Annotated in this window: 16 protein-coding genes; 10 read left to right on the forward strand and 6 right to left on the reverse strand. The window is 67.4% G+C overall.

What is annotated here, in order from left to right:
• The first annotated feature begins 5 nt into the window (after window positions 1–5).
• Window positions 6–950, forward strand: a complete 945-nt coding sequence (locus VVS03_RS04345) for a methionine synthase (protein ID WP_368519696.1) — start codon at window positions 6–8, stop codon at window positions 948–950.
• Here VVS03_RS04345 and VVS03_RS04350 read toward each other — a convergent pair.
• Both VVS03_RS04350 and VVS03_RS04355 read right to left on the reverse strand, forming a co-directional pair.
• Window positions 947–2101, reverse strand: coding sequence for an AAA family ATPase (locus tag VVS03_RS04350; protein WP_368534621.1), 1155 nt, complete (start codon window positions 2099–2101; stop codon window positions 947–949). The genes VVS03_RS04345 and VVS03_RS04350 overlap by 4 nt on opposite strands.
• Before the next feature lie 120 nt (window positions 2102–2221).
• Window positions 2222–2893: a 3'-5' exonuclease gene (locus tag VVS03_RS04355; protein WP_368519698.1), complete on the reverse strand. Its 672-nt coding sequence runs from the start codon at window positions 2891–2893 to the stop codon at window positions 2222–2224.
• A gap of 107 nt (window positions 2894–3000) precedes the next feature.
• Between VVS03_RS04355 and ligA the strand changes: the two genes are divergently transcribed.
• The gene (gene ligA / locus VVS03_RS04360; RefSeq protein ID WP_368534622.1) at window positions 3001–5079 is read left to right on the forward strand and encodes an NAD-dependent DNA ligase LigA; all 2079 of its coding nucleotides are present in this window, start codon (window positions 3001–3003) and stop codon (window positions 5077–5079) included.
• Window positions 5080–5138: 59 nt separating this feature from the next.
• The gene (locus tag VVS03_RS04365) at window positions 5139–5909 is read left to right on the forward strand and encodes an HAD-IIB family hydrolase (protein ID WP_368534623.1); all 771 of its coding nucleotides are present in this window, start codon (window positions 5139–5141) and stop codon (window positions 5907–5909) included.
• On the opposite strand, the gene VVS03_RS04370 is transcribed toward VVS03_RS04365, so the two are convergent.
• On the reverse strand, window positions 5906–6592 hold the full coding sequence (locus VVS03_RS04370; protein WP_368519701.1) for an amino acid-binding ACT domain protein: 687 nt from the start codon (window positions 6590–6592) through the stop codon (window positions 5906–5908). The two genes, VVS03_RS04365 and VVS03_RS04370, sit on opposite strands and share 4 nt — an antisense overlap.
• Window positions 6593–6802: 210 nt before the next feature.
• Between VVS03_RS04370 and VVS03_RS04375 the strand changes: the two genes are divergently transcribed.
• The 4 genes from VVS03_RS04375 to VVS03_RS04390 all read left to right on the forward strand — a co-directional run bounded on the left by VVS03_RS04375 (window position 6803) and on the right by VVS03_RS04390 (window position 10607).
• Window positions 6803–7612 carry a sulfite exporter TauE/SafE family protein gene (locus tag VVS03_RS04375; RefSeq protein WP_368519702.1) on the forward strand — a complete coding sequence of 270 codons (810 nt, stop codon included), beginning with the start codon at window positions 6803–6805 and terminating at the stop codon, window positions 7610–7612.
• Window positions 7613–7769: 157 nt separating this feature from the next.
• Window positions 7770–8066 (forward strand): Asp-tRNA(Asn)/Glu-tRNA(Gln) amidotransferase subunit GatC, encoded by a 297-nt coding sequence (gene gatC / locus VVS03_RS04380; RefSeq protein WP_368519703.1) that lies wholly within the window; start codon window positions 7770–7772, stop codon window positions 8064–8066.
• A complete protein-coding gene (gatA, locus tag VVS03_RS04385) occupies window positions 8067–9560 on the forward strand; it encodes an Asp-tRNA(Asn)/Glu-tRNA(Gln) amidotransferase subunit GatA (RefSeq protein WP_368519704.1) in 1494 nt (497 codons plus the stop codon).
• 102 nt (window positions 9561–9662) lie between these two features.
• Window positions 9663–10607, forward strand: a complete 945-nt coding sequence (locus VVS03_RS04390) for an META domain-containing protein (protein ID WP_368519705.1) — start codon at window positions 9663–9665, stop codon at window positions 10605–10607.
• 125 nt (window positions 10608–10732) lie between these two features.
• Here VVS03_RS04390 and VVS03_RS04395 read toward each other — a convergent pair whose 3' ends face one another.
• Window positions 10733–11749, reverse strand: coding sequence for a formamidase (locus tag VVS03_RS04395; RefSeq protein WP_368519706.1), 1017 nt, complete (start codon window positions 11747–11749; stop codon window positions 10733–10735).
• A gap of 165 nt (window positions 11750–11914) precedes the next feature.
• Here VVS03_RS04395 and VVS03_RS04400 point away from each other — a divergent pair, with 165 nt between their 5' ends.
• On the forward strand, window positions 11915–12976 hold the full coding sequence (locus VVS03_RS04400; RefSeq protein ID WP_368534624.1) for an SIP domain-containing protein: 1062 nt from the start codon (window positions 11915–11917) through the stop codon (window positions 12974–12976).
• A gap of 32 nt (window positions 12977–13008) precedes the next feature.
• Here VVS03_RS04400 and VVS03_RS04405 read toward each other — a convergent pair whose 3' ends face one another.
• Window positions 13009–13332, reverse strand: a complete 324-nt coding sequence (locus VVS03_RS04405) for a hypothetical protein (RefSeq protein WP_290225952.1) — start codon at window positions 13330–13332, stop codon at window positions 13009–13011.
• Window positions 13333–13412: 80 nt separating this feature from the next.
• Between VVS03_RS04405 and VVS03_RS04410 the strand changes: the two genes are divergently transcribed.
• Together VVS03_RS04410 and VVS03_RS04415 are read left to right on the forward strand one after the other, a co-directional pair.
• A complete protein-coding gene (locus tag VVS03_RS04410; protein ID WP_368519708.1) occupies window positions 13413–14849 on the forward strand; it encodes an MFS transporter in 1437 nt (478 codons plus the stop codon).
• 10 nt (window positions 14850–14859) lie between these two features.
• Entirely contained in the window at window positions 14860–15891 is a 1032-nt protein-coding gene (locus tag VVS03_RS04415) for an ATP-dependent 6-phosphofructokinase (protein WP_368519709.1), read from the forward strand.
• 25 nt (window positions 15892–15916) lie between these two features.
• On the opposite strand, the gene VVS03_RS04420 is transcribed toward VVS03_RS04415, so the two are convergent.
• On the reverse strand, window positions 15917–16708 hold the full coding sequence (locus tag VVS03_RS04420) for a DUF4261 domain-containing protein (protein WP_368519710.1): 792 nt from the start codon (window positions 16706–16708) through the stop codon (window positions 15917–15919).
• Window positions 16709–16731: the final 23 nt, after the last annotated feature.

A 16731-nucleotide genomic window follows, 5' to 3' on the forward strand; every position in this document is an offset into this window, starting at 1 on the left:
ACAGCGTGACTGGATTTGGGCTCGGCCCTATGCCCGGCACCTCCATGCCGGAGGCCGCCGACATCGTGCTGGGGGAGACCGGCGACCTGCCGCACCTGCCGCAGCTGCCCGACCGCGGGCTGGGCTCGGACGCTATCGGCCGCACCGCCGGGCTGGTGGAATTCGTGGCGGTCGACCGCGGCCCGCGCGCCTGGCAGATGACCGACCGGCCGCAGCTGCTGACCCGCCGGGCTTGGGACCGGATGGAACGCGACCTGGACGAAATCCAGGACGTCTGGGGCGAAAGCGTGCCCGAAGTCAAGATCCAGGCCGTCGGGCCGTGGAGCCTGTCCGCCGCCATTGAGCTGGCCAACGGGCACCGTGTCATCACTGATAGTGGGGCGCGCCGCGACCTCTTCCTCGGTCTGCAAGAAGGCCTTGCCCGCCATTCCGCCGACGTGGCCCGCCGCTTCGGCGCGCAGGTCGTGCTGCAACTCGACGAGCCCTACCTGGGCCAGATCCTGGCCGGCACGCTGCCGGGGGTGACGGACTTCGACGACATCGCGGCCGTGCCCGCGGAAGTCGCCGCGGATACCCTGGCGCGCTTCGATTCCCAGTACCTGCACCTTGACAGGCCCCAGTGGGAGCTGGCACGCACCGCGCAAACGGTGCTGTTGGACCTGCCGCAGCTGGTTAACCCCCGGGACTTGGACGGGCTGGGCCAGCACCTGGATGCTGGCTCGCGCGTCGGCCTCGGCATTACGGCCGCTGACGCAGTGCCCGGCCAGCCGGATACCGCCCGGGGCGTAGCGATCGCTATCGCGCGCCTGCTGGACCGGCTGGGCCTGCCGCGCACGCTGTTGACCCACGCGGTGGACGTCTACCCGGCCCGGCCGGAGTCACCCGCCAGGGACTACCGGCTGGCTTATCGAGTGGCGGCGATGCTCGAGCGGGACGCGGGGGATCTTTAGCTGACCCGCCCGCCGGAATCCCGCGCCAACAGGAAGTCGCGCAGGTAGGGCAGAGTGAAGTTGAGCTCGCCGTAGCGGGGTGCCTCGATGATATCGGCGTCGATGAGCCGCTGGCGCGTGCCCGACAGGGAACGCAGGGTCCGGCCCAACGACGCGGCGATATCGTGCACCGCCACCGGGTCGGTGGGTGCGGCCTGGGCCATGGCCTCCAGGAATTCCCGCAGCGCCGGCGAGAGCTCCTTGACCGCCGGCTGGTGGACCTGCGTGCCCATCAGGGAAATGGCCTGGGGCGCTATCTCGGCGACATCCTCCTCCGTAATGACGGCACCGTCCTCGCCGCCCGCGCGCAGGTCCGCCTGCTGCCAGGCCAGGGAGCCGACCAGTTGCACGAGGTAGGGGTAGCCGTGGGAGAGCGCCACCGCGGCCTGGATGCCGGCCGGGCTGAAACTGATTCCGCTGTCGCGGGCGGTCAACTCGAAGGCCTCCGCCGTCAGAGACTGGTTCAAGGGGCCCAGCAGGTATTTTTCCGCCCGCCGCAGGAAGGTAGCTCCCGGCAGGCTCAGCAGCTTGTCGATGCCCTGGGGCAGTCCCGCCACCACGAGCGCGACGTTAAGATCGTCGCGGATTAGGTCCTGGTAGGCGACGGCGATGGTCGTGAGATCCTCCAGGGAGGCGTCCTGGGCCTCGTCGATGCTGATAAGGATCCCGGTGCCGGTGAGGTGGCCGGACAACTCGCGCAGCCGGGTGTTGAGGTTGTGCTTGTAAGGCGCCTGGTCATCGGTGTCGAAGCCGATGCTGGCCACCTTGCCGAGGCCGACCTGCTTCACCCGCGTGGTCGGCCGCGGGCTGATGCCCTCAATGGCCGCGGGGATGGTGGTCTCCACGAAATCTTCCACGATGGGGCTGCGGCCGGAGGCGCGCAGCACGATCCAGCCCTGCGTGCGGGCGCGGTCTTCGAGTTCGTTGAGCAGGACCGTCTTGCCAATGCCGCGGGATCCGCTAATGACCAGCGAGCGCCCGGGCGTGCCGGCGGTGCCGACGAGCGCGCGCTCGAAGGAACGGAGGATGACCTCGCGGCCGACCCAATACAGGGGAGCGGCGCCGAAGGTGGGGCGGAACGGGTTGTCCCGCGGGAGGGAAGGAGCAGACATGACCCGGATCCTATCAGCTGGAGATTATCGAGACTTCGGAGACTTTTGGAGCTCTTGGAGATTTTGAAGACTCTGGAGACTTCGGTGAGTCACTAGGTTTTCGGCGCGGTGCTTCGAGCTCTAGCTGATCATCGGCCACGCGGTGGAGACGCTGTCGGCATCCCGGCCCTTGCCCTCCAGGTACTTCTTGAAGTCCATCCGATCGTGGTACCAGCGCACGGCTTGGAACTCCATCAGCTCGTCCACGTCCTTCTGGGCGAGCTCCGGGAAAACCTGGCGCACCTGCTTCCAGGCCACCCGTGCGGCGGCCAGGGCGTCCGCGGTGGCCTCGTGCGCGTTGTCCAGGCTGACCCCGTAGTGTTCGCAGACCGCGCCCAGGGTGCGCTTGCCCTTGCGCCACTTGTCCATGACCCGGTCGATGACGAAGGGGTCGTAGACCGGGCCGGTGACGGTGAAGTCGCCGGTCAGGGCCCGCAGGACCGAGAGATCATAAGCCGCGTTATAGACCACCAGGGTCAGGCCGTTGTCCCAGGCCTGCTTGATGGCGCTTACGGTTTCTTCTAGGACCTCGTCGTGCGGCCGGCCCTCGGCGCGGGCCTTTTCGGTGGTAATCCCGTGGACCTGGGCGGCGGCCTCGGGGATCTCGACGCCGGGATCGGCCAGCATCTCCTTCTTTTCCACGTGGCGGCCGTCAATGGTGACCAGCGCGGAGGTAACGATGCGGGCGGAGCGGGGATCGGTCGAGGTGGTTTCCAGGTCAAAGGAGAGCATGCGGGTCGCGTCGAAGTTCATGGGCTTAACCTTAGTCGCCACCCCGGACACACGCGGCTGGCTGGCCAAACGCTGCGAATTTACCCGCCGGGCGGGAAGCGTCGGCGCGGCGACTAGACTGGGGCACCGTGACTAATCCAGCAGATGTGCAACGCGAATGGAACGAGCTCGCCCAGGAAGTACGGCGGCATCGTCAGCTCTATTACAACGAGCAGCCGGTCATCCCGGACGCCGACTTCGACCAGCTTTTCCGCCGCCTGCAGGAACTGGAGGAAAAGCACCCGGAGCTGGCGGTCCCGGACTCGCCGACGCGGGAGGTGGGCGCGGCCTCGCCGTTCGCTGACGTCGAACACCTCGAGCGCATGATGAGCCTGGACAACGTCTTCAGCGAGGCGGAGATGCGCGACTGGCTGACCCGCACCCCGGCGAAGACCTACCTGACCGAGCTGAAGATCGATGGGCTCTCCATCGACTTGGTCTACCGTTCCGGGCGCCTCGTCTCCGCGGCCACCCGCGGCGACGGCCAGGTCGGCGAGGACATTACGGCCAACGCCCGGGTCATCGAGGATATCCCGCAGCAGCTGCAGGACACCGCGGACTTCCCCGTGCCGGAGCTGGTCGAGGTCCGCGGCGAGGTCTACATGCGGCCGGAAGACTTCGCCGAGATCAACGCCGAGCGCGTCGAGGACGGCAAGCCGGCCTTCGCCAACCCGCGCAACTCCGCGGCCGGCGGGCTGCGGATGAAGGACCCGGCGGAGGTGAAAAAGCGGCGTCTGAAGATGGTCTGCCACGGCATCGGCGCCCGGGAGGGCTTCAGCCCGGATTCGCAGTACCACGCCTACCAAGCCCTGGCGGCCTGGGGGCTGCCGGTCTCGCCGTACACCGAGCAGGTGCACTCGGCGGAAGAAGTAATCGAGCGCGTGAACTACTGGGCCGATCACCGCCACGACGCCATCTTCGAGATGGACGGGCTGGTGGTCAAGGTCGACGACTTGGCCTCCCAGCGCCAGCTGGGCGCGACCTCCCGGGCACCGCGCTGGGCGATTGCCTACAAGTACCCGCCCGAGGAGGTCACCACCGTCCTGCGGGATATCCAGGTCGGCGTGGGCCGCACCGGGCGCGTGACCCCGTTCGCGGTGATGGATCCCGTCTTCGTCTCCGGCTCGACGGTCTCCATGGCCACCTTGCACAACCAGTCCGAGGTCAAGCGCAAGGGCGTGCTGGTGGGCGACACCGTGGTCATCCGCAAGGCGGGCGAAATTATCCCCGAGGTCTTGGGGCCGGTCGTCGAGGCCCGCGACGGCAGCGAGGTCGAGTGGACCTTCCCGGACAACTGCCCCTCCTGCGGGACGCCGCTCGCGCCGCAAAAAGAGGGCGACGCCGACTGGCGCTGCCCGAACACCCGCTCGTGCCCGGCGCAGCTGTCGGCGCGGCTAGAATACTTGGCCTCCCGCAAGGCGCTCGATATCGAGGCGCTGGGGGAGAAGGGCGCCTGGGATCTCATCGAACAGGGCATCCTGGAAGACGAGGCCGAGCTGTTCGAGCTGACCGAGGAAAAGCTGTTGGCCTCCGACGTCTACACCTCCAAGGCGGACAAGAAGGCCAAGGGGCCGAAGTCCGCGGACAACATCGCGGTCAACACGGTCGGCCGTGCGCTACTGGACAACCTCGGCGAGGCCAAGGAGCGCGACTTCTGGCGCGTGCTCGTGGCCCTGTCCATCCGTCACGTCGGGCCCATCGCGGCGCGGGCGCTGGCCACCCGCTACGGCTCGATGGAAGCACTGCGCGCCGCCGACGTCGAGGAACTGGCGGAGACCGAGGGCGTGGGCACTATCATCGCCGAGTCCTTCAAGTCCTGGTTCGAGGTCGACTGGCACGTCAACATCGTCGAGCGCTGGGCCGCCGCGGGCGTGCGCATGGAGATCGCCGCCGAATCCCGCCGCCCCCAGACCCTGGAGGGGCTGACCATCGTGGTCACCGGCACCCTGGAAGGCTACAGCCGCGACGAGGCCAAGGAGGCCATCGTCAGCCGCGGCGGGAAGGCCACCGGCTCCGTGTCGAAGAAGACGGACTTTTTGGTCGCCGGGGAGAACGCCGGTTCTAAGGAACAAAAGGCCCAGGACCTGGGCGTGCCCATCCTGGATGAGGCCGGCTTCGAGGACCTGCTAGCTCATGGCGCGCCGGCCGGCGAAGACGCCGACGGATAGGCTGGAGGCTTAAGACGCCGCAAGCGTTACCGCCGAAGCCTGGAGGAAGGACCAACTGCATGAAGATTGCCGCTTTCGATTTCGACGGGACCATCTACTTCCCGGACGGGCTCGCCCCGGATATTGCCGAGGCCATCGCCGAGTGGCAGGCGGCCGGCAATATCGCGGTCGCGGCGACCGGTAAGTCTTACAACGAGGCCTACCGGGCGCTGGCCGGCTCCGGGGTGGAATTCGACTACTCCATCCTGGTTACCGGGGCGATCATCGCGGACAAGAACCGGCAGGTCCTCCACCGCGCCGGCCTGGACAAGGAGACGGTGACCCAGCTGGTCCGCAGCCTGGCCGAGCGCCCCGGCACTAACGTCTACGGGATTTCCCATACCGGGCTGGACTATTGCTTCCGCGAGTGCGTGAGCACGGAAGGCACCGGGGTTATCACCCAGGTCGCCTACGCGACGCCGGAGACCATCCCGGACCAGGACTTCGTGGCCGTGGCGACCTGGACGCCGGATAACCCGCAGGTCCAGGACGAGATTCACCGCTGGGTGCTGGACAATTACGAGGTCGAGTCCACTAAGAACCAGGGTTTCGTGGACATCCTGCCGGCCGGGACCACCAAGGGGGCCGGCGTGGAATGGTTGGCCCGGCACGCCGGCTGGGACCGGGAGGAGATGGAAATCTACAGCTTCGGGGATTCCTGGAACGATCTGTCCATGTTCCAGCTCTCCCGCCAGGCCTTCTCCTTCCCCTGGGCCCCGCGGGACGTACAGGCCGCCGCCGGGACCGTAGTGGATAGCGCGGCGGAAGGACTGCGCCGGCTGCTGGACTAGTCCGCGGTGCCCGCGTGGCCGTCGCTCAAGAAAGCGCCCAGGATGGTGCCCAGGTTGCCGAGGTGCTCGACCTCGGAGGCCAGATAATCGGGCCCGCCGGTGCGGCCGATGGCCATGACCAGGCCGGTATCGCCGATGGGGGCGGCGGCCAGCGCCGAGTCCAACAGGGACCAGGAGGCCGGGATCCAGGAATCGGCCTCTGGGTTAAGAGCGCGGGCCTGGGTGACGTCGATGTCGTGCGGGGTCGTCCCGTCGTCCTCCGGGGCGGCGTCCGAGCTGGCGATGCGGTGGATCGGCTCGTTGTTATCGATGACGATGGCCCATGTCGAGGTCAGCGCCTTCGGGATGGCGGCGACCACCTCGGTCATCGCCGCGCGCACGTCGTGCAGGTGGGAGGCCACGCGGGCCAGCAGCGCAATCTGGCCGCGGCGATCCACCCGGCCCGAGAACGGGCGGATGGAATCCACCTCGACGCCGTCGACGGTGCTGGCGGCCGTAATGAGCGAATCGGCCATGCCGCCGGCGGCGAGCTCCACCACGATGTCGTCCATGACGGTGCCATCGGGGAAGTTTTCAACAATATCGACCGACTGAATATTGCCGTCTACCATGCCGATCGCGTCGGCCAGTTGGCCTAAACTGCCCGGGGTGTCGGGAAGAAGAACGCGGATGAGGAAGGACATGATAGTAGACAATTCTTTCTGTGGCTAGCGCGGTTAATACGGTTTGTTTTCCCGTAAATACTACCCGCCGGGTGTCGCAAGTCTCAATAGACGCCCCGCCTATAAATTTCTTTCCGGGGAAACTAATAGCGAAAACGCAGCGTGCGCGCACTACTATGTGAGACACGTTAAACCGCCCGCGTAAGTATCCCCCAAGGAGAGGAGCCCAACATGTCCATTGTTAGCGGTGCTTTGCTTTTCGCTATGGCCGTGCTGGCCGGGATTATCAACTCCGCGGTGGGCTCGGGCTCCTTGCTCACCCTGCCGGTCTTGCTGGCCCTGGGCGTGCCGCCGGGGGTGGCGGTGCGCACCAACACCACCGGCATGATGTTCGCGTCGGTGGGCTCAGCGTGGGGTTTCCGTAAAGAAATCCGGCGCGAGTTGCCCTACCTGGGCCCGCTGGTGGTGGTGACCATTGTGGCCTCGGCCGCCGGCTCCCTGCTGTTGCTAGCCTCGCCGTCGGATGCCCTCGACTTCGTCATCCCCATCCTCATCGTCGTGGCACTGGTAATGGTGACCTTCCAGCCGCGGTTGACCCGGTGGCTTTCCGGGCGCTCCCAGTCCGGGCAAGGCACGGCTAACGATGCCGCCTCCGGCGCTGAGGTGGGCGGGGCCTACCGCCGGCCCCGGGTGGTAGCCCCCATGGGGTTGGCCGCGGTTTACGGCGGCTATTTCACCGCGGCCCAGGGCATTTTGTATATGGCCATCCTGTCGGTGATGACCGGGCGCAGCCTCAAGGCCATCAACCCGGTGAAGAATTTCTTGTCCCTGTTCGTCAACGTCACCGCCGCGCTGGTCTACCTCATCGCCTGGGCCTTCTTCGGCGCCGAGATCCTCTGGATCGGGGTGGCGGTCGTCGCGGCCGGGGGACTCGTCGGCGGCCTGGTCGGCGCGCAGGTGGCCAAGCGCCTGCCGAACCAGGTCTTGCGGGCCGTCATCGTCGTCGTGGCGCTCGTGGCGCTGGTGCGGCAGTTCCTCTAGTCGGAGACCACCTACGCGCCTGCGGCGGGCGGTGCAGTAGCATGGTGAGGAGCAAAAGCTAAACACTACCGTGCGCCGGCCCGGGAGCCTGGTCGCCTGCCTGCTGGGTAGGCCAGGCCAGTGTGGGCGGCGCGCAAGAAGAAGGGATGGAGTTCGCGTGTCTGAGATTTCGCGTGACGAGGTCGCGCACCTGGCTAAGCTTTCCCGCTTGGCCTTGAGCGAGGAAGAGCTCGAACAGTTTGCTAGCCAGATTGATGAAATCGTGGACTCGGTCTCCGCGGTGGGCAAGGTGGACACCGACGGCGTCGAGCCGATGAGCCACCCGCACTCGCTGAACGCCACCATGCGCGAGGACAAGGTGGTGCGGACCCTGAACGCCGAGCAGGCGCTGGATCAGGCCCCGGCCGCAGAGGACGATCGTTTCGCGGTTCCGCAGATTCTGGGAGGAGAGTAAATGAGCACCTTTATTGCCCCGAACGAGGGGATTACCTCTCTGAGCGCCGCCGAGCTGGCGGACAAGATCCACTCCCGGGAGCTTTCCTCCCGCGAGGTCACGCAGGCCTTCCTTGATCGCATCGCCGAGACCAACGACGAGCTCAACGCCTTCCTCCACGTCGGCGCGGAGGAAGCGCTGGCGGCCGCCGATGCCGTCGATAAGGCCCTCGACGCCGGTGAGCAGCCGGCCTCGGCCCTGGCCGGCGTCCCGCTGGCGCTGAAGGACCTGCTGACTACTACCGATGCCCCGACCACCGCGGCCTCCAAGATGCTCGAGGGCTGGATCTCGCCCTACGATGCCACCGTGGTCACCAAGCTGCGCGAGGCCGGCATCCCGATCCTGGGCAAGACCAACCTGGATGAATTCGCCATGGGCTCGTCCAGCGAGAACTCCGCCTACGGCCCGGTGCATAACCCCTACGACACCGAGCGCACCCCGGGCGGTTCCGGCGGCGGCACCAGCGCGGCGCTGGCCGCCGGCCAGGCCCCGCTGGGCATCGGCACCGATACCGGCGGTTCCATCCGCCAGCCGGCCGCCCTGACCAACACCGTCGGCGTGAAGCCGACCTACGGCACCGTCTCCCGCTACGGTCTCATCGCCGCGGCCTCCTCCCTGGACCAGGCGGGCCCGTGCGCACGCACCGTCCTGGACACTGCGCTGCTGCACGAGGTCATTGCCGGCCACGACGCCTTCGATGCCACCAGCGTGGACAAGCCGGTCGCTGACGTAGTCGCCGCCGCCCGCGAGGGCGCGCAGGGCGATCTCAGCGGCGTCAAGGTCGGTCTCATCAAGCAGTTCGAGCGCGACGGCTGGCAGCCCGGCGTAATGGAGGCCTACCACCAGGCCGTGGACCAGCTGGTCGCCCAGGGCGCCGAGACCGTCGAGATCGACTGCCCGCACTTCGACGACGCCCTGGCCGCTTACTACCTGATCATGCCCTGCGAGGTCTCGTCTAACCTGGCCCGTTTCGACGGCATGCGTTACGGCCTGCGCGTCGGCGACGACGGCACCCACTCCGCCGAGCAGGTCATGAGCATGTCCCGCGCCGAGGGCTTCGGGCCCGAGGTCAAGCGCCGCATCATGCTGGGTACCTACGCGCTGTCCGTGGGCTACTACGACGCCTACTACCTGCAGGCCCAGCGCGTGCGCACCCTGATCGCCCAGGACTTCGCCAAGGCCTTCGAGCAGGTCGACGTGCTGGTCTCACCGACCACCCCGACCACGGCGTTCAAGCTGGGGGAGAAGGTCGAAGACCCGATGGCCATGTACAACTTCGACCTGTGCACCCTGCCGCTGAACCTGGCGGGCCTGTGCGGCATGTCCGTGCCGTCCGGCATGGCCAGCGACTCCGGACTGCCGACCGGCCTGCAGATCATGGCCCCGGCCTTTGCCGACGACCGCCTGTACAAGGTCGGCGCCGCCTACGAGGCCGGCCGCGACTCGGCGAACTAGCCGCCGCCGTTTCCTGAAGGTTCCCTGTTTTTTCTATACGGGGAACCTTCTTTTTGTATCGGATGGGTTGCGTGTGACGATTGTGACGGTAGGTTATGGACCATGGTTTCCAAGAAAATCAAGACCCTGACCGCTTCGACCGCCGTGGCCGCCGGCCTTGCCCTGTCGGCCCCGGCAGCACTGGCCGCGCCCACCGATTCTCCAGAACCTGACCAAGAAACTTCCGGCGTGGACCAGCTGTCCAGCGTCGTGACCCCGGAGCTGCTCGAGCAGCTGCTGGGCTTGAGCTCCAACAGTGAGGCCGCCTCGACTGCCGCCGGCAGCGAGACGACCGAGTCCACTGAGTCCGCAGCGGCCGCTACTTCCGGCGATGCCGCCACCGCCACCCCGTCCGAGGGCGGCGAGGAAGCAAAGTCCGAGCTGGTGACCACCCTGCCGGAGGGGGCCACCAAGCTGCAGCCGAAGGGCGGCAACGAGACCATCTCCGGCAAGCTGGTCTCCACCGTCAAGCCGGATGCCGTCAGCATCACGCTGCAGGACGACGGCACCTTGAGCTTCGAGGACGGCTGCAACGGCGGCAACGCCGAGTACAGCTTCGACTCCGAGGGTGCCCTCGAGGTCGGCACCATCACCTCGACCCAGATGGCCTGCGAGCCGGCCGCGATGGCCGATGCCGCCGCCATCACCAAGATTCTCGAGTCCAAGCCGGCCATCTACCAGCTCGATAACTCCACTCTGGCCCTGGCCGCCGGAGACGACGCCATCGAGTTCAAGCCCGCCCAGACCGAGGAGGGTGGCAACGCCGCCCCGGCTACCCAGCCGGTGGGCCCGGACGCTTCCACCCAGCCGGAGGCAAGCGCCCCGGCGACCGCTCCGGAAGCTGAGGGCGCGGCAAGTGACCAGACCCCTGTCCCGGGGGCAGAAGTGAACCAGGATGCATCCCAGGCTGGGAACACCGGTGCCGAGACTGCTAACGTAGACGACGAAGGCGTCGTCCAGCCGGACACCACCGCCGACCAGACTGGTCCGGCAGGTGCCACGGCCTAAGGCGTTCTTCAGACGCGGATATTGACAGTCCCGCCGCGTAATTCCTCAATTTGACCCCTCCCGCGCTTGCGGGAGGGGTCAAGTGTTTGTCCGGGGAAGGCTAGCCCTTACTAGGGTTCGTCACCTTATTTGTACTCGTCCGGCAGCGGGCCTAGCTGAGGGCCATCCGGGTAGTACTTCCAGCCGTCCTTGATGCGGACCTTGTCGTCCCACGGCAGCTTGTATTCGCCGTTGGCTAGGTCGCGGACCCAGGTCAGGTAGTTTTCAGTCTTGCCGCCGGGGTAGCCGACGTAGCCGCGGTTGCCTAGGTTGTAGATGTTGTTCTCCAGCGCCCAGTTCTGGCGGGCCTGGTCGGCGAGCGCGGGGTAGATCTCCGCGGTAACGATTTCGCCCGGGTTGCGGTGGCCCTCGGAAATCATGCCGCCGTCGTAGTTGCAGACGTTGCCCTCGCCGAAGTAGTAGAAGGTGCCGTCGTAGCCGGCCAGGTTCACCGACGCGGTGAACATGAGGTTCTGGTAGGCGTTGGAACGGTTGGTCATGATCCAGGAGTCCTGGGTCTGGGTGGAGTAGCCGGAGATGCGGATGTAGACGTTCGCGCCCTTGTAGGCGGCCTCGCGGGCCAGCTCCGGGAACATGCCGTCGTGGCAGATGTTCAGGGCAATCTTGGAGCCCTTCGGGCCGTCGGCCACTGGCATGCCGAGGTCGCCCGGGTACCAGGGCTCGATCGGGGTCCAGGGCTGCAGCTTGCGGTAGTGCAGGGCAATCTCGCCGGTGTTGTCGATCATGATGGCGGTGTTAAACGGCGGCTTGCCCTCCTCGTGATTGGGCTCCATGATAGAGAACACGCCCCAGACGTCGTTGTCGCGGCAGGCGGCCTTGTACTGCTCGACCTTGGGGTCGTCGAGGCCGATGAGGAACTCGTCGTAGGACCAGATCTTGGTGTTGAGTCCGGACGAGGAGTACTCGGGGAAGACAATGAGGTCGAGCTCCGGGTAGCCGGCCTTGGTGCTGGCTACCATGCGGCAAATCTCGTCGACGTTGCGCTGCACGTCGTCGGGGTGGTTGACCACGGGGACGGGGTACTGGATGAGGGCCATCAACAGGCCGTTGGGGGAGGCGCTGACGCTACCGGTGCTGGACATGGAAATCACTCCTTGGGGTTGAATGGGTGGTGCGCGCCCCAGCCTATAGTGTGACTCGCGGCACAGTCGTGTCTCGCGGCCGGTGGTGATCTCGCTGACCAGACTGCGCAGCTAGTGACTATTGGGCCCTAGCGAGAAAAATTTCTGTAGGGTAGCCTTACCCAAATGAGCGAGAATTCTGCATACATCCCTGACGACCCGTACCGTGCCGGTTTTCAGGCCGGCTTTACCCAAGGCTTCGGGGCCGGCTTTGACAGCGGCTTCGAGCGCGGTTTCCAGGCCGGGCAGGACCACGCCCACTACGATTCCCGCCGTGCCCGCAAGGAAGAAAAGCGGGCGGCCAAGCTGCGCCGACGCGAGGAAAAGGCCGCCGCGGCCGCGGGCCAGGCGCCGGCGCCGCGCAAGCCGAAGCGCAAGGCGCACGGCGCCACCGTCACCGCTAAGCGCCAGGTTTCCCCCGACATGGTGCGCCTGACTATCTCCGCGCCGGACCTGGTGGGCCAGGACCTCGACAAGACGGATCACTACATCAAGATCCTCTTCGTGCCCGAGGGCGCGGACTACGCCTGGCCCTTCGACCTAGCCGAGGCCCGCGCCAACCAGCCGCGGCACCTGCGCCCGGTCACGCGCACCTATACCCTGCGCAGCGTCGACACGCAGACGGGGGAGTGCGAGGTCGACTTCGTCCTGCACGGCGATGCCGGCCTCGCCGGCCCCTGGGCCCGCGACGTCGAGGTGGGCCACGAGTTCGGGTTCGCCGGCCCCGGTGGCAAGTGGAAGCCCGAGCCCGGCTACGACACCTTCGTCCTGGCCGGCGACGAGTCGGCCGCCCCGGCCGTCGCCGCCGCCCTAGAGAAGCTGCCGGCGGGCGCGCAGGCGACCGCCTTCGTCGAGGTCGAGGCCCCCGGCCACGAGATCGAGATGCCCGAGCGCCCGGGGGCGACCGTCCAGTGGGTCTACCGCAACGGCGCGACCCCGGGCGCGCCGCTGGCCGCCGCGGTCCGCAACCACGGCATCCCGGCTGGCCGCACCAGCTGGTTCATCCACGGCGTGGCCGAGATGATTAAGGACCTGCGCCGCTTCCTGTTCAAGGAAAACGGCGTCGATAAGGCCGACGTGTCCATCTCCGGCTACTGGCGCCTCGGCATGACCGAGGACCTGTGGCAGTCCACCAAGGGCGAATTCGTCGCGGCGATGGAAGCCGAAGAAAAAGGCGCGGCGGATTAGCTAATCCGACCGCGCAGAAGCGTTCCTCTCGGCTACTTGGCGTCCGAGAGAGCGTAGGCGGCGCCGGCGGTCGCGGCGGTCACGGCCAGGACGGACGGCCAGGCGCCGATCTTCTTGGCCAGCGGGTGCGAGGCGCCGAATGCGCCCAGGTAGAGCGCCGACAGGCCGGCGGTGGTGGCGGCATTCGTCTTGGCCGCCCAGGAGCGGCCCGCCCACAGGCCAGCGGCGCCCAGGATGACGCCGCCCAGCGGGCGCACGCCCGTCTCCTTGGCCGTGACCCAACCGCCGATAAGGCCCAGGGTGACCGTCGTGGCGGTGCTGACGTTTTCTGGCTTCTTGATATCAATCATTCCCATGCCACCACCCTAGTCCGCCCGGCGACCCGCGGTAAACAGTTTCGGAAGCCGGCCTGCCCGGAGGGCTAGACTCGTTGTCCATGACGCGTGATAGAACCCCGCAGCAGCCCGCGGCATCGACGGTGTTGCCCGAACCGCAGGCGTGGCGCGCGATGATCGCGCTGAGCCTCGGGTTTTTCATCTCCCTGCTGGACCAGACCATGGTGGCCGTGGCGCTGCCGGCCATCGCCGCAGACATGGGAGCAACCATCAACCAGACGATGTGGGTCTCGTCCATCTACCTGCTGGCCGTCGTGGTCCCCCTGCTGTTTACCGGCCGCCTGGGCGATATCTACGGCCAGCGGCTGATGTTCCGCCTCGGCGTGGGGCTCTTCGCCGTCGGCGCGCTGCTGTGCGCGCTCTCGCCCAGCATCGAATGGCTCATCGCCGCCCGCGCCGTCCAAGGCTTGGGCGCCGCGATCCAGATGCCGCAGACGATGTCCGTTATCAACCGCGTTTTCGCCCGCGAGCGCCGCGGCCGCGCACTCGGCGTGTGGGGCATCGTCGGCTCGCTGGCCTCGCTGACCGGCCCCGTGGCCGGCGGGCTGGTGGTCAGCCTGGTCGGCTGGCACGGCGTTTTCTGGCTCCACCTGCCCTTTGCGGCGGCCGCCATCATCCTGGCCACCCGCTGGGTGCCGAAGCTGCCGACGGTCGCCCGGGCTATCGATGCCACCTCCGCCGCCGTCTCCCTCGTCGCCATGGCCGCCATCGTCTTCGCCGTCCAGCAGGGCCCCGAGCTCGGCTGGCGCTGGTGGGTCTGGGCCCTACTGGCGGCCGGCATCGCCGGGCTTATCGTCTTCGCCCGCCTGCAGGCCACGGCCGGCCAGCGCGGCACCGAGCCGCTCATCCCGCCCGCGCTCTTTGCCGACCGCAACTACAGCCTGGGCGTGGCCTCCATCTCCACCATGGGCTTTATGGCCGCGGCCATGATGCTGCCGATGATGATGTGGATGCAGGACGTGCAGGACCTGCCGGCCAACCAGGCCGGGCTCATCGTGGTGCCCATGGCGGTGGTCTCCATGCTGGTGACCCCGTTCGCCGGCATCCTGGTGGACAAGCTGCACCCGCGGGCGCTGTCGCAGTTCGGATTCGCGGTCTCGCTCGGATCCTTCGTCCTTGCGTGGTGGGTGATGCTTGGCGGGCACGCGGCCGCGTGGCTGGCCCTGCCGCTGGGGCTACTGGGCCTGGGTCAGTCGTTTATCTGGGGGACCAACTCCGCGACCGCCATGCGCGACCTGCCGCCCACGCTCATGGGGGCCGCCTCCGGCGCCTACAACACCGCCCGGCAGGTCGGTTCGGTGATCGGCGTGGCGGTGGTCTCGGCGGCCATGCAGGCCGGGCAGGCCGCCTTCGGCCTGGGCGCCGGTCTGGCGCACTCCCTCTGGGCGATCATCGCGGCGCTGGCCGCGGGCCTGGTGACGGTCAGCTTCTTCCGGGATACGTTGCACGGCGGGGCAGCGGAGGCCAAGAGGCGTTAAGCTGGTTAGCATGCGACTTGCCACCTTGACCTCCGGCGGCGACTGCCCCGGGCTGAATGCAGTAATCCGCGCCGTGGTGCGCACCGCCTCTAGCGAATTCGGCGACACGGTGGTCGGATACGAAGACGGCTGGGTAGGGCTTATGGAAGACCGCCGGCGCGACCTCTACGACGACGCCGAGATTGACCGCATCCTCCTGCGCGGCGGCACCATCCTGGGCACCGGCCGCCTGCACCCGGACAAGTTCAAGGCCGGCCTGGGCCAAATTAAGGAAAACCTCGCCGACGCCGGCGTCGACGCGCTCATCGCCATCGGCGGCGAGGGCACCCTAAAAGGCGCGCAGTGGCTGGCGGACAACGGTATCCCTGTCATCGGCGTGCCGAAGACTATCGACAACGACGTCAACGCCACCGACTTTACTTTCGGCTTCGACACGGCCGTTTCCGTGGCCACCGACGCCATCGACCGCCTGCACACCACCGCCGAGTCCCACAACCGCATCCTCATCGTGGAGGTCATGGGACGCCACGTTGGTTGGATCGCGCTGCACGCGGGCATGGCTGGCGGCGCGCACTACACCGTCATCCCGGAAGAACCCTTCGACATCGCCGAAATCACCAAGGCCATGGAGCGCCGCTTCCAGATGGGGGAGAAGTACGGGATCATCTGCGTGGCCGAAGGCGCCCTCCCGAAGGAGGGGACCATGGAATTTACCGAGGGTGATACCGACCAGTTCGGGCACCAGACCTTCAACGGCATCGGCCAGGTTATCGGCGACGAAATCAAGCGCCGCACCGGCTACGACGTGCGCACCACGGTGCTCGGTCACATCCAGCGCGGCGGCACCCCGACCGCCTACGACCGCGTGCTGGCCACGCGCTACGGCGTCCACGCGGCCCGCGCCGCCCACGCCGGCAAGTCCGGCCAGTGCGTGGCCCTGCACGGGGAAAAGATTGAGCTGGTCCCGCTTGCCGATGCCGTCGGCGAGCTCAAGGTCGTCCCGCCCGCCCGCTACGCCACCGCCAAGGCGCTCTTCGGCTAGCGCGGGCCCGCGGTAGGGTAAGCGCCTACGCGACGTCGAGGCGCAGCGCCGGCAGCTGCGGGTCCACGACCCAGCTGTCCTCGGCCACGGTGATGGCCGGCCGGTCCTCGGCGATGGTCAGGGAGTCGCCCGCGCGGACGGTGTTGCCGTCCAGCACATAAGAAACGAGCCCGCGCAGTACCGCGTAGAAATCGTTGGGATCCCCGGGCGCGTTGCGAATCTGCACCTCCGGGTGGCCGGCCTGGATGAGCCCGACGGAGTAGGCGTACCAGCGATCGGCGTCCTCGGAGGGGCGTACCCACACGCCCGCGGCCGTCATCGCCAGCTCGCCGCTATCGGCCAGCTGGATAAAGCGCGGCGCGCTAATGGTCACCCCGGCCCGCGGCACCAAGGCCGCGAGCGCGCCCGGGGTTTTAAGCGCGGCGAGGGTGGCCACCGACAGCATGTTGAGCTGGCGCAGGCGGTCCTCCCGGTATTTCTTGCCGCGCTCGAGGTGCGCGTTGTCGGGGAAGACCGTGACGAGTACGTAGCTGGTGGCGCTGGACACGTCGACCGAGCCGTCGTTGAGCTCCGGGTGGGGCTCGACCTCGGAAAGGTCGGGGGCGGCATCGATAAGCTTGAAGGTGATGGTGCAGTCGCGGGCCTGGGCCACCTGCAGCTGCGGGTTCGGGCCGGGCTCCAGCGGGCTGAGCTGGTCGCCGAAGGTGTCGCGGACGGCGGCGGCTAAGTCTTTCGCGGTGGGTAAGTTGCGGCAATAGACGACGTTGACCAAGGGGGCATTGACGAGGTCCGAGCCGACGCTATTCGGGGTATCCATGCGCCCCAGCATAGGCAAAAAAG

This window comes from Corynebacterium sp. LK2537 (genome assembly GCF_040946485.1).
Taxonomy (GTDB): domain Bacteria; phylum Actinomycetota; class Actinomycetes; order Mycobacteriales; family Mycobacteriaceae; genus Corynebacterium.